The 12441-nt window shown below is 41.3% G+C and carries 13 protein-coding genes; 8 read left to right on the forward strand and 5 right to left on the reverse strand.

The genetic code is table 11. The annotated features are described in order from the left end of the window. The first annotated feature begins 105 nt into the window (after positions 1–105). The gene (locus ACIQ0C_RS01985) at positions 106–576 is read left to right on the forward strand and encodes a DUF4190 domain-containing protein (RefSeq protein ID WP_403056416.1); all 471 of its coding nucleotides are present in this window, start codon (positions 106–108) and stop codon (positions 574–576) included. Positions 577–671: 95 nt separating this feature from the next. On the opposite strand, the gene ispG is transcribed toward ACIQ0C_RS01985, so the two are convergent. The 4 genes from ispG to ACIQ0C_RS02005 all read right to left on the reverse strand — a co-directional run bounded on the left by ispG (position 672) and on the right by ACIQ0C_RS02005 (position 3522). Continuing rightward, entirely contained in the window at positions 672–1784 is a 1113-nt protein-coding gene (ispG, locus tag ACIQ0C_RS01990; RefSeq protein ID WP_403057094.1) for a flavodoxin-dependent (E)-4-hydroxy-3-methylbut-2-enyl-diphosphate synthase, read from the reverse strand. Between the two features lie 211 nt (positions 1785–1995). Continuing rightward, on the reverse strand, positions 1996–2328 hold the full coding sequence (locus tag ACIQ0C_RS01995; protein ID WP_403056419.1) for a hypothetical protein: 333 nt from the start codon (positions 2326–2328) through the stop codon (positions 1996–1998). Positions 2329–2440: 112 nt separating this feature from the next. Next, a complete protein-coding gene (locus ACIQ0C_RS02000; RefSeq protein WP_403056422.1) occupies positions 2441–2584 on the reverse strand; it encodes an anti-repressor SinI family protein in 144 nt (47 codons plus the stop codon). Between the two features lie 170 nt (positions 2585–2754). Further along, positions 2755–3522, reverse strand: a complete 768-nt coding sequence (locus ACIQ0C_RS02005) for a DUF1189 domain-containing protein (RefSeq protein WP_402835048.1) — start codon at positions 3520–3522, stop codon at positions 2755–2757. Between the two features lie 163 nt (positions 3523–3685). Between ACIQ0C_RS02005 and ACIQ0C_RS02010 the strand changes: the two genes are divergently transcribed. Both ACIQ0C_RS02010 and sodA read left to right on the forward strand, forming a co-directional pair. Further along, positions 3686–4171: a DUF456 domain-containing protein gene (locus ACIQ0C_RS02010; protein ID WP_048677991.1), complete on the forward strand. Its 486-nt coding sequence runs from the start codon at positions 3686–3688 to the stop codon at positions 4169–4171. 144 nt (positions 4172–4315) lie between these two features. Continuing rightward, positions 4316–4924: a superoxide dismutase SodA gene (gene sodA, locus ACIQ0C_RS02015; RefSeq protein ID WP_402835047.1), complete on the forward strand. Its 609-nt coding sequence runs from the start codon at positions 4316–4318 to the stop codon at positions 4922–4924. Positions 4925–5003: 79 nt separating this feature from the next. On the opposite strand, the gene ACIQ0C_RS02020 is transcribed toward sodA, so the two are convergent. Continuing rightward, positions 5004–5258 carry a hypothetical protein gene (locus ACIQ0C_RS02020; RefSeq protein ID WP_403056425.1) on the reverse strand — a complete coding sequence of 85 codons (255 nt, stop codon included), beginning with the start codon at positions 5256–5258 and terminating at the stop codon, positions 5004–5006. Positions 5259–5749: 491 nt separating this feature from the next. Here ACIQ0C_RS02020 and ACIQ0C_RS02025 point away from each other — a divergent pair, with 491 nt between their 5' ends. The 5 genes from ACIQ0C_RS02025 to pstA all read left to right on the forward strand — a co-directional run bounded on the left by ACIQ0C_RS02025 (position 5750) and on the right by pstA (position 12424). Continuing rightward, positions 5750–6970 carry an MFS transporter gene (locus ACIQ0C_RS02025; protein ID WP_403056427.1) on the forward strand — a complete coding sequence of 407 codons (1221 nt, stop codon included), beginning with the start codon at positions 5750–5752 and terminating at the stop codon, positions 6968–6970. 191 nt (positions 6971–7161) lie between these two features. Further along, entirely contained in the window at positions 7162–9330 is a 2169-nt protein-coding gene (locus tag ACIQ0C_RS02030; protein WP_402835046.1) for a peptidoglycan D,D-transpeptidase FtsI family protein, read from the forward strand. 208 nt (positions 9331–9538) lie between these two features. Then, on the forward strand, positions 9539–10504 hold the full coding sequence (locus tag ACIQ0C_RS02035) for a PstS family phosphate ABC transporter substrate-binding protein (protein WP_402835045.1): 966 nt from the start codon (positions 9539–9541) through the stop codon (positions 10502–10504). A 138-nt stretch (positions 10505–10642) separates the two neighbouring features. Continuing rightward, a complete protein-coding gene (gene pstC, locus ACIQ0C_RS02040) occupies positions 10643–11542 on the forward strand; it encodes a phosphate ABC transporter permease subunit PstC (RefSeq protein ID WP_402835477.1) in 900 nt (299 codons plus the stop codon). Positions 11543–11545: 3 nt separating this feature from the next. Continuing rightward, positions 11546–12424 carry a phosphate ABC transporter permease PstA gene (gene pstA / locus ACIQ0C_RS02045; RefSeq protein WP_403056430.1) on the forward strand — a complete coding sequence of 293 codons (879 nt, stop codon included), beginning with the start codon at positions 11546–11548 and terminating at the stop codon, positions 12422–12424. The last annotated feature ends 17 nt before the right edge of the window (positions 12425–12441 follow it).

A 12441-nucleotide genomic window follows, 5' to 3' on the forward strand; every position in this document is an offset into this window, starting at 1 on the left:
AAAACCCGCATTTATTTCCAAGACATGAAACCATTTTCACGATGGGTTCCTGCGATTTTTACATACACTATAAATGCTTCACAAACGAAAGTGAGGGATGCACAAATGGAAAAAGATCAATACTCCAGTATTGACGATGAAATGCAATTGGCGAAAGAGGGCAGTGAACCAACCGTTGTGGATGATCAACATCATGAGCGGTATTATAATGAAGATACACCTGAAGATGACAGACGATATGAAAGTCGTGGGACCATAACCAATATGGATAACCGATATCAGGAAGAAACGTCTGCCGAAATTTCAACACCGCCTCAGCGAATCAGAACTTATAAAGATGACGAGCCTGCAGGGGATAATGGTTTGGGGGATGTGGCATCAAGAGGAAAAGCGATTGGTGTCATAGCATTGATCATCTCCATTTTATCGTTATTCATGATGCCTTTCATTTTAGGGATTGTGGGTATCATTGTAGGGATAGTGGCCAGAAACAGGGGATCGAACCTGGGTACTTGGGCCATCGTCATTGGTGCAATCTCCATCATCGTTGGCATATTCATCCTGCCGTTCTTTTAGCATTATTAAACCCTTTGATGTCATTTAAGCATCAAAGGGTTTAATAATGATTAAAAACAAAAAATCCCGATAATGAAAATTCGGGATTTTTTGTTTTATTTATTTAGTAAAGCTGCTGCAGCAGCTTCAGCTCTTTGTTTTTCATAGTACTCTTCAGCGATTTTGTCAATTTCCTTTTTCAGTTCCTCGACCATCGTCTCTTCAGGCACTTTACGTACGATTTGACCTTTTCTAAACAGTAAACCTTCACCGCGGGCCCCGGCTATGCCGATATCAGCCTCACGGGCTTCTCCAGGGCCGTTTACCGCACAACCAAGCACTGATACCTTGATTGGTGCTTTAACCGTCTGGATGTACTCTTCAACTTCATTGGCGATGGAAATCAAATCTATCTCGATTCGACCGCAAGTAGGGCAGGAAATTAAAGTGGCCATGTTGGAAGCAAGGCCGAATACTTTTAGAAGCTCCCTTGCCACCTTCACCTCTTCGACAGGATCGGCACTTAAGGAAACGCGGATCGTGCTTCCGATACCCTGACTTAGGATGACACCTAGTCCGGCAGCGCTTTTTACGGTTCCTGAGAACAGTGTACCTGATTCCGTGATCCCAAGATGTAAAGGATAATCGAATGCTTTTGAAGCTTTTTCATATGCCTCGATGGCTAAATTCACATCGGAAGCTTTCATGGAAACGATAATATCATGAAAATCCAGGTCTTCCAGGATCTTGATATGGTGTAAAGCACTCTCCACCATTCCATCAGCAGTCGGGAAGCCATATTTCTCGAGGATTTTCTTCTCTAGAGAACCAGCATTGACCCCGATCCGGATTGGTATTCCTTTAGCCTTCGCAGCTTTCACGACTGCTTCAACCTTTTCACGGCGTCCGATGTTTCCAGGATTTATCCTGATTTTATCCGCCCCGCCTTCGATTGCCTTCAGCGCAAGTTTATAATCGAAATGAATATCGACTACAAGAGGGATGTTTATCCGTTTTTTTATCTCAGAAATTGCATCAGCTGCCCTTTCATCCGGACAGGCGACGCGTACGATTTGACATCCAGCTTCTTCAAGGCGAAGGATCTCTGCAACCGTTGCTTCAACGTCATGTGTTTTTGTCGTTGTCATGCTTTGTACTATAACTTCATTATTGCCGCCAATCGTTAAGTTTCCGACTTTAATTGGCCGCGTCTTGGTGCGATGTATGATTTCACTCAAGTGGAATTCTCTCCTTTAGGAAAAAATCAGTTTTGATTTTTAATTTGCTTCTCTGAAATATTGTATCAATGTACATACCGCTTGACAAGGAAATAGGACGCATAATCTTTTTCAATATGAGGCATTTCCCATTTCAGGATATATCTGGTGCTTGGAAATCCCCTTTGTAATTGTTGTGAAGGCGCAGATTCCCATTTGAAAGTTATTTATAAACGGGAATTTTATAAGTTTTGCCAATCTGCATATTTTCGGGCTTCAATCCTTCATTCAAACTTTGAAAGTCAGAGATGATCGTTTCGATTGGCTGATTGGATTCGCCTTTTTCCGTTTCAACGATGGAGAGTAAGGTATCCCCGGGTTGCATGGTGATTTCTTTATAAGCGGCAGATGGTGCGGATGCAGGCTGGCTGGCCGGCATGGCCCGTTCGCCTGTTGGGGCCGGTGGATGGGAAGCCGGCAGGGTACCCGTAGTCAAATCAAAATAAATAATAAATAAAGTGAAACAGAATGAGATAAAAAGCAGTAGCCGTTTCAATTTTCCATCCTCCCAAGCTTGTCTTTAATTCATCTATACTTGGAGGGGGCAAAAAATATGCCTAAAAATGGGCGATTTTCAAATGGAATCTGGGAGTGGCCATTCAAATTTTTTATTTCAGTTGAGTAACATCCTTATTATTTGAATGAGTGCTAAGAAAGGAGCGAATTTCCTTTTGGGTCAGACCACTCTTTTTTGCCTCCAATATAAGTAACAACCACTGTACATCAATATGACTCTCCTTCACATCTATCACCTCTTAAATACTATTTCAATCATAAGTATAGGAATAACTTAGTGAGTATTTTGTCGAATTAAGTAGATATAAAAAATGATGACTGCAGTCATATGTGGGAAAGGCATGGATTACCCGATTTTATGCAAAAGCAAGAAGATCCGGACCCAGGTGGGGCCGGATCTTTTTTCTCAATTTCCGCTCTTATTGTCTGATGTTTCTTTAATGGATAAATATAACATCATTAATGTCACAAACCAGCTAATGATGGAAGCGAATGGTACCATTGCTTGAAAAGCATCCATGATGGTGAAGAATATGGTGGCAAGAGTTATGCTGTATGCACTAATTCTCCAAAGATGCCTGTAGGAAAGAGGACGGCTAAGAGCATTTTTGAAAAAAAGACCGAAAGCAGCAAGGATTGTCACTTTAATGAAGATTCCGCTAGCAGTAAACAGGTATAATATAAGTAGAAGCAGTGGAATGATGATCGGCAGTACAGATTCAACTGAATCAAGCCAATTGGATATTTCCTGATTATCTCCCTCCAGAACTGAATATGGAGAGGATTGTACATTGCCTCCGGATACGAACACCAGATCAGACTTCAAAAGCGCGACAGCCTCATCAGCTTTTGCAGCTACCTCTTCCGGGGTCAAGGTTCCCGTGCCATCAACAAAAATTTGATATCCGTTTTTATTCAGGCTAAATGGCTCATCTTTTTCAGTCGTCAACGTGCCATTTTTGATTTCAAATGCCGGTAAGTCTTCGGATACTGTTTCGTGCATGGCATCTATCCCGTCAACTATCATTGTACCGAAATAAAAAGCTGAAGGGAGAAATGCGATGAGACTTATAAAGAAAACGTATAATATCGTTTTCCCGATACCTTGGTTTTGAAAGGAAGCGATATCTTTAGGAGAAAATATGCTTACCCATAGTTGTTTGAATATGTTCAATGTTTTCAGCACCTATCTATATAAGATTCCTAACCAATTTTAACTATATGGGAAAAATAAAACAACCTGTATTCAGCTTCATTGGTTTCAAACAACAGTAATGAGGTAATTATGGAGAGAATAAATCAAATTATAAATGAAAAGGGAGAGGGGCGTTTTAGTTATGGACACACTATTTTGGATAATAATCACCCTCATGTTCATAATGGGATTTGTCGGTCTGATTTTTCCAATCATCCCAAGTGTTTTGTTCATCTTTGGCGGAATATTGTTATATGGACTTTTTTATTCTTTTGAACCATTTGGCTGGTTTTTCTGGACAGTCCAAATTTTATTCGTCATCCTTTTATTCGCAGCAGATTATATTGCCAACATGGTCGGGGTCAAAAAGTATGGCGGCACGAAAGCGGGAATTTGGGGCAGTACGATTGGGCTTCTGGTCGGGCCATTCGTGATTCCATTTGTCGGAATACTGATAGGTCCATTCATCGGGGCATTTCTGGCAGAGATCCTAGTTCATAAGCAAGACCCTGTTACTGCTTCTAAAATCGGCCTTGGTTCCGTTGTTGGCTTTATAAGCAGCGTAATCACAAAAGGCATCATTCAGCTTCTGATGATTGGATATTTTATATTCGTGGTATTCTCATAGGAAATATAATCGAAAAATGAAAAATTGAGGCATAAGGTTTGAAACGGTTACAAAAATTTGATACTCTATTGCTAGCGAGCTTTAGGTATCTTTCGAGAACTGAAGCCCTCAAAAAAAACAGCTTACATAGGGAGGAATTTTATTATGGCTTTTGAACTTCCACAATTACCGTATGCATATGATGCATTAGAACCACACATCGACAAAGAAACAATGAACATTCACCACACTAAACATCACAACACATATGTGACAAACCTGAACAATGCGCTTGAAGGCAAACAAGAACTTCTAAGCAAAAGCGTAGAAGAAATCGTCGCTAACCTTGACGCAGTACCTGAAGCTGTTCGTACAGCTGTACGCAACAATGGTGGCGGACACGCTAACCACACTTTATTCTGGGAAATCCTTTCACCTAACGGCGGCGGACAACCAACTGGTGAATTAGCGGATGCTATCACTTCAAAATTCGGAAGCTTTGACAGCTTTAAAGAAGAGTTCGCTAAAGCCGCTACTACTCGTTTTGGATCTGGCTGGGCTTGGCTTGCAGTCAACAATGGCGAGTTGGAAGTAACAAGTACACCTAACCAAGACAATCCATTATCAGAAGGCAAAACACCGATTCTTGGATTGGACGTTTGGGAGCATGCTTACTACTTAAACTACCAAAACCGCCGTCCTGAATACATCAATTCTTTCTGGAATGTTGTAAACTGGGATGAAGTTGCAAAACGTTACAGCGCTGCAAAATAATTTGTAATCAGGTAACAAAAGACGGGATTTCCCTTTTCAGGGGAGCCCGTCTTTTTTTTGTTTCATTGATAAATGGCTTTTAAGGAAAAGCAACAGCTCTGCCATCGCCATCCTGCCTCGCCAGTCGAAGAGTTTTCTTTATACTGTTCTTAATTTTATTTGAGAGAGCTTTTAAGGAAAACAGTATAAGTGCAACTGCTTCTCTGTCATCGCCATCCTGTCTCGCCAGTCGAAGAGTTTTCTTTACACTGTTCTTAATTTTATTTGAGAGAGCTTTGAAGGAAAACAGTATAAGTGCAACTGCTTCTCTGCCATCGCCATCCTGTCTCGCCAATCAAAGAGTTTTCTTTATACTGTTATTGATCAAGTTCAAAAGGAAAACAGTATAAGTGCAACTGCTTCTCTGCCATCGCCATCCTGCCTCGCCAGTCGAAGAGTTTTCTTTATACTGTTCTTAATTTTATTTGAGAGCTTTTAAGGAAAACAGTATAAGTGCAACTGCTTCTCTGTCATCGCCATCCGTCTCGCCAGTCGAAGAGTTTTCTTTACACTGTTCTTAATTTTATTTGAGAGAGCTTTGAAGGAAAACAGTATAAGTGCAACTGCTTCTCTGTCATCGCCATCCTGTCTCGCCAGTCGAAGAGTTTTCTTTACACTGTTCTTAATTTTATTTGAGAGAGCTTTGAAGGAAAACAGTGTAAGTGCAACTACTTCTCTGTCATCGCCATCCTGTCTCGCCAGTCGAAGAGTTTTCTTTACCTTTTTTTACATAAATTCTTTTGTTTTTTCAAACACTAGAGTGGAATTTAAAGGAGAGTTAAAACAATGGGTATTTTAGAGAGATGGTTGGGTGAAGCGGGAGGGAAGAAGGATCTGCACCTCCTTTTGTTTATTGGCGGGCTGTACAGCCTAAGTATTGCTTTATCCAATACATTCGTTAATGTGTACTTGTGGAAACAATCCGGTCAAATTGTTGATATTGCCGTATATAATCTAACCGTGGTGCTTTTTCAACCGCTTACTTTTGTCTTTGCCGGCAGGCTCGCGAAAAAGGTTGACCGAATCATTGTTTTGCGTCTGGGTGTTATCTTTTTGGCCCTATTTTATTTATCGGTCCTATTGGTCGGCACACGGGCAACGGATTTCCTTTGGTTGCTTGGTGGACTGTTAGGAATCGGTTATGGGTTTTATTGGCTTGCCTATAATGTCTTGACTTTTGAGATAACTGAACCGGAAACAAGGGATTTCTTCAATGGTTTTTTAGGAATTTTATCATCCGTTGGGGGAATGGTCGGTCCGATTCTTTCAGGGTTCATCATTTCGAGGCTTGAAAAATTCACGGGATATTCCATTGTATTCGGATTGTCTTTGCTATTGTTTTCCGTTGCGGTATTTCTTAGCTTTTCGTTAAAAAGACGTCCTGCTCATGGCAGATACTGCTTCTTTAGAATATTGCAGGAGCGGAAAAATAATCGGAATTGGCTTTTGATCACTCGTGCTCACTTTTTTCAAGGGATACGAGAGGGCACATTCATGTTCATCATTTCGATTACCGTTTTCATTCAGACGGATAGTGAACTTGCCTTAGGGAGCTATGGCCTGTTAAATTCGGCCATATCATTCGTTGCGTATTTTTTTGCTTCACGATATATAAAACAGCCGATGCGAAAAAAGGCGATTTTTATTGGAGGAATCCTGTTGTATGCAGGGGTCTTATTGATTGCATTCGATATCACATTCGGGAAGCTTCTCATTTATGGGGCAATTGTCGCTACCGCTTATCCTATTCTTTTGGTCCCTTATATATCACTGACTTATGATATTATAGGCCGGGCTTGGAAAGCAGCGGAAATGAGGATTGAATATATCGTTGTCCGGGAACTGTTTGTTCATATTGGAAGGATTGTCTCCATATCAGGATTCATACTTTCCGTCATGTTATTCGACCTAAAGCAATTACTGCCGATTTATCTGTTAATCGTCGGGGCAGGGCATACTGTGATATATTGGTTTGTACGGAAAATCGATATCATTGACCAAGATTGAAAAGAGGCCATAGAGGCCTCTTTTCCATATCAGGACTTACGGCATTAGGATTTATGAGCCGTAAGTCGCTTTTTATGTAAAGTTAGTTAGATGTTTAATATTTCTAGAACACTAAGGTAGAAAAAATTATAAATGTTCTATAGAATAGTATAGGACTATTATGACTATGTAAAAAGGATGTGTGGCTTAGTGTGAATAAAAAGAAAAAGAAAAAGACGCATGTGCCTTTCAGATTGAATATTCTTTTCTTTTTAGTGTTTGTTTTGTTTTCCGCTTTAATTTTGCGCTTGGGTGTTGTACAGATTGTTTATGGTGATGATTACCGGCGTGAGATTGAAAGAACAGAGGAAGTGACCGTGAATAATTCGGTGCCCCGTGGGAAAATGTATGACCGGAATCTAAAACTGATGGTCGATAACCAACCACTGGATGCAATTACATATACACGAAAGCAAGGTACGAAACAAACAGAAATGGTGAAAACGGCTGAGAAACTCGCGAAGTTGATCGAAAAGGAAACAGACAAAGTGACTGAGCGCGATAAAAAGGATTTTTGGATTTTAAATAATCCAAAGTTGGCCGAGAAAAAAATTACCGATAAAGAAAGAAAAAAAGTGGAAGAGGGCGAAATGGAAGAAAGTGAGTTGTATAAGCTTCAGCTTGATCGGATTACTGAGGAAGAAACAAAGCTTTCGGAAAAAGATCTTGAAGTTCTTGCCATCTATAGGGAATTTGCAAGCGGATATGCCCTTACCCCACAAATTGTGAAAAACAAGGAAGTAACAAAAGAAGAATTCGCCAAGGTGAGTGAAAACCTTGATTCGCTCCCAGGGGTCGATATATCTACAGATTGGGATCGTTTTTATACATATAATAAAACACTTAAATCTGTATTGGGTAAAGTCTCCTCATCTGAAGAAGGGTTGCCTAGTGAAAGTCTGAACTACTACCTCGCGCGTGATTACAGCCGGAATGACCGTGTAGGTAAGAGTTATATCGAGGCTCAATATGAAGATGTCCTCCAAGGGCAGAAAGCGAAAGTAAGGAATGTGACCGATAAATCAGGAAATGTCGTCGATTCCGAAGTGATTACTGAAGGTTCGCGGGGAAAAGATCTTATATTGACAATTGATATGGATTTACAGCTTGCAACAGAGGAAATCATTGAAAAGCAATTGATTGCCAAGAAAAAAATGGGTAACACCAAATTCTTGGACAGGGCCTTTGTCGTCATGATGGATCCCGATACAGGGGAAGTATTGACGATGGCTGGCAAGAAATATGAGAAGGACCCAAAAACGGGAAAATCCTCCATTGAGGACTTCGCATTAGGAAATATCACGACTTCCTATACGATGGGGTCTGCGGTTAAAGGCGCTACCGTTTTAACCGGTTATCAGCAAGGTGCGATCCAGCCGGGTACGTACTTTTATGATACAAAGCTTAGGATCAAGGGAACAAAAGCAAAAGGTTCATATAGTGACTTCGGGAACATTAATGATTTGACCGCATTGAAAGTATCTTCGAACGTTTATATGTTCAGAACGGCAATTAATATTGCGGGTGCGCATTATGTGCCGAATGAACCTTTGAACATTAGTTCAGGCGCCTTTTCGACCATGCGGAATTCATTTGCCCAGTTTGGCTTGGGTGTCCGCACGGGTATTGACCTTCCTAATGAAATGAGCGGATTCAAAGGTTCCGAAACATCTCCAGGTAAGCTGCTTGACCTTGCTATCGGACAGTATGATACGTACACGCCAATGCAGCTCGTGCAATATGTTTCAGCCATTGCGAATGGCGGTAACCGCATGAAACCGCATATGGTAAAGGAAATCCGCGACCCGGTTGATAATAATGAGGAATTGGGACCTGTTGCCGAAGACGTTTCACCTACTGTCCTTAATCGTCTTGATATGAAGGACGAATGGATTGAACGTGTTCAGAGCGGTTTTGAGAAAGTTGCCATGGAACAAGGCGGAACGGCTTATACCTATTTTGGGAAAAAATCGTATACAGTGGCAGCTAAAACCGGGACGGCGGAAGCATTCTATGACGGCCCGAACCGGATGGATTATAGCGAGCCACAAGAAACGATGAACATCACGCTTGTTGGCTATGCCCCAGCTAAAAATCCTGAGGTCGCTTTTGCGGTCGTTGTGCCGTGGGCATACCAAGGACATACGGGCCATAGCATGAGTAAAGAAATAAGTGAAGAAATCATGGATACTTATTTCGAACTGAAAAAAGAACGGGCTAAGAAGGAGAATACCGAAACCTCGACTGATTTGAAAGTGGAGAATGGGAAAGACGTTCAAAAGGACCAGGCTGAAGTTAGAAAAAGCCAGGAAAATGAATAAAAAAAGGTTAAAACACGTTTTTGGGTAAAACCGGAAACGTGTTTTTTTGCATTTAAAGAACGGAATCAGTACAGTTTTTTCATCTTTACAATTATCACACAATTATTTACTGAATGTTTACAAATGCTTTAAACGGAATTTACAGTCTGAAAGTATGATGTGAGAGTAGGACAAAATATTCATATAAAATTCTTAGGGGGATTTACAAATGAGACGTTTCAAATTTATGGCTATGACCGCAGTAATGGGTGGAGTAATCGCAGTGGCAGCTGGATGTGGATCTAATGATACTTCAAACAGCGGTAAAGGAAATGAAGCGGCTTCAAATCAACTCAAGGGCGAAGTTATCACGGATGGTTCTTCAACGGTCTTTCCGATCATGGAGGCAGTTGCAGAAGAATATATGGCTACACAGCCTGATGTGAAGGTTTCAGTGGGATCGTCAGGAACAGGTGGGGGATTCAAGAAATTCATCGCTGGTGATACGGACCTAGCCAATGCATCCCGCCCGGTCAAAGAAGAAGAAAGTGCCTTACTTGATGAAAAGGGTGTTAAATATACAGAATTGAAACTGGCATTTGACGGTATTTCAATCGTCGCCAATAAAGATAATGATTTCATCGATTCACTAACGGTTGAAGAACTTCAAAAACTGTGGATTGATAATGGAAAGGTAAAGAAATGGTCTGATATACGTCCTGAATGGCCGAACGAAGAAATTAAATTCTACTCTCCGGGAACAGATTCAGGAACTTATGATTATTTCAATGAAGTGATCCTTGAAGAAAAACCAATGGTGGAAAATGCTACGCTTTCAGAAGACGATAACGTTCTTGTACAAGGTGTAGAAGGTGATAAAAATGCAATTGGATTCTTCGGTTATGCCTACTACTCTGAAAATAAAGATAAGTTAAAGATCATTTCCATCGACAACGGCAAAGGTGCCGTAGAGCCAACGCATGAAACGATTAAAAGTGGGGAGTATGCACCATTGTCACGTCCACTTTACACATATGTAGCTAATAAGTCGGTAGCTGAAAAAGAACAAGTCGCAGATTATACTCAATTCATCATTGAAAATGCAGGAGAGCTTGCAGAAGAAGTGGGTTATATCAGCCTGCCGGAAGAAGAGTACCAGAAAGATCTTGATAAATTAAAAGAACTGGAAAAATAAACGATATTACAGGCTATTGAAATCCCGCCTTGACTCGATTAAGGCGGGGGTAACAGCTTGTAAATCCAAATATTGCGTGTCTGAAATGGAGGATGCAAGTTGGAACTTAGAAAAACAGAAACCTATTCTGTACAGCAAATGATTCTGGAAAAGAAAAGTAAGAAAAAAATCAATATGGAAAAAGTCATACCTAAGCTTTTGTTCATTACGGCGGCAATTTCCGTTTTTACTACAATCGGGATCATCCTGACCCTTATATTTGAAACATTTATCTTTTTTGACAGAGTATCCATCGTCGAATTTTTTACGGAAGCTAAATGGCTGCCATTTGCATCTGCACCTTCCTATGGGATTATGCCCCTTATTGTTGGAACGTTGAAGATAACAGTCATAGCAGCGGTGGTTGCAGTTCCAATAGGACTTGCAACAGCCATTTTCTTGAGTGAATATGCATCAGAGAAAACACGGAGAATCATCAAGCCGATTTTAGAAGTTTTAGCTGGGATTCCTACTATCGTTTATGGCTTTTTTGCCTTAACTTTTGTAACACCGGTTTTGCGGGATTTATTTCCTTCCCTTGACATGTTCAATGCTTTGAGTCCTGGAATCGTTGTAGGTATCATGATCATGCCGATGATAGCTTCTTTGTCGGAAGATGCCCTAGTATCAGTACCGAAGTCGATTCGAGAAGGTGCGTATGCTTTAGGAGCAACGAAACTCGAAACGACAATTAAAGTGGTATTGCCAGCAGCCATTTCTGGAATTGTCGCATCCATCGTTCTTGCTTTATCCAGAGCGATCGGGGAAACCATGATTGTAAGTGTTGCCGGTGGCTCGACCCCAAATATGAGTATGGATGTCACTTCATCGATTCAAACGATGACCGCTTATATCGTTCAGGTCAGTTCGGGGGATGCAGGGTATGGGACAACGATTTACTACAGCATATATGCGGTTGGAATGACACTGTTCGTCTTTACGCTTGTCATGAATTTACTGGCGCAGTTCATCTCTCGCAAGTTCAGGGAGGAATATTAAGTCATGAAACTGATAAACAAAAGTCATGTTGCAAAAAAAATGCCTGCTAGGCTGGCTGTTAACACGATTTGTAAAGGATTATTCTTCTTGGCAACATTGGTTGGCCTCCTCGTATTGGCCATCTTATTTTATCGGATATTCACTCAAGGAATTGGTAGTCTGAATGTGGACTTCCTTCAGAATTTCGCTTCCAGGAAACCTGAAGAGGCTGGTATAAAGGCCGCGTTGATCGGTTCAATATGGTTGATGGTAGTGGTGGCCCCGGTTTCCCTGCTTCTCGGTGTTGGAACGGCCATTTATTTAGAGGAATATGCGAAGAAGAATTGGATCACCACTTTTATCAAAGTGAATATTTCCAATCTGGCAGGTGTCCCGTCAATAGTATTTGGACTTCTGGGCTTAACGGTTTTCGTTCGTGCTCTTGCCTTGGACCGGTCCATATTGGCAGCGGGCCTGACCATGAGCCTACTCGTTCTCCCGGTCATCATAGTAGCTGCCCAGGAGGCAATACGTGCCGTACCTCGTGATTTAAGGGAAGCTTCGTTTGGAATGGGTGCAACAAAGTGGCAAACCATTTTGAAAGTGGTCCTGCCTGCTGCGATACCTGGCATTTTAACTGGAGGGATACTTGCTTTGTCACGGGCAATCGGTGAAACGGCGCCATTGGTGGTGGTTGGCATACCAATGTTCATCGCCTTTTTACCTCAAACGGTCATGGATACATTTACAGTGCTGCCAATGCAAATCTATAATTGGACATCTCGTCCGCAGGAGGAATTCCAGCAGGTTGCTGCCGCGGGAATCATCGTTTTACTCATCCTGTTAATATTCATGAATTCAATAGCGGTTATAATTCGAAATAAATTCCAGAAAAGATACTGATAGGAGGAAGGAAGCAT

Origin of the sequence: Peribacillus sp. NPDC096448 (assembly GCF_044762675.1) — a bacterium.
Classification (GTDB): domain Bacteria; phylum Bacillota; class Bacilli; order Bacillales; family DSM-1321; genus Peribacillus; species Peribacillus frigoritolerans_B.

What these genes read in the sequence shown, in the direction of transcription:
- ACIQ0C_RS01985 (WP_403056416.1), top strand. Translation starts at nt 106, where the DNA reads ATGGAAAAAGATCAATACTCCAGTATTGACGATGAAATGCAATTGGCG.
- ACIQ0C_RS02010 (WP_048677991.1), top strand. Translation starts at nt 3,686, where the DNA reads ATGGACACACTATTTTGGATAATAATCACCCTCATGTTCATAATGGGA.
- sodA (WP_402835047.1), top strand. Translation starts at nt 4,316, where the DNA reads ATGGCTTTTGAACTTCCACAATTACCGTATGCATATGATGCATTAGAA.
- ACIQ0C_RS02025 (WP_403056427.1), top strand. Translation starts at nt 5,750, where the DNA reads ATGGGTATTTTAGAGAGATGGTTGGGTGAAGCGGGAGGGAAGAAGGAT.
- ACIQ0C_RS02035 (WP_402835045.1), top strand. Translation starts at nt 9,539, where the DNA reads ATGAGACGTTTCAAATTTATGGCTATGACCGCAGTAATGGGTGGAGTA.
- pstC (WP_402835477.1), top strand. Translation starts at nt 10,643, where the DNA reads ATGATTCTGGAAAAGAAAAGTAAGAAAAAAATCAATATGGAAAAAGTC.
- pstA (WP_403056430.1), top strand. Translation starts at nt 11,546, where the DNA reads ATGAAACTGATAAACAAAAGTCATGTTGCAAAAAAAATGCCTGCTAGG.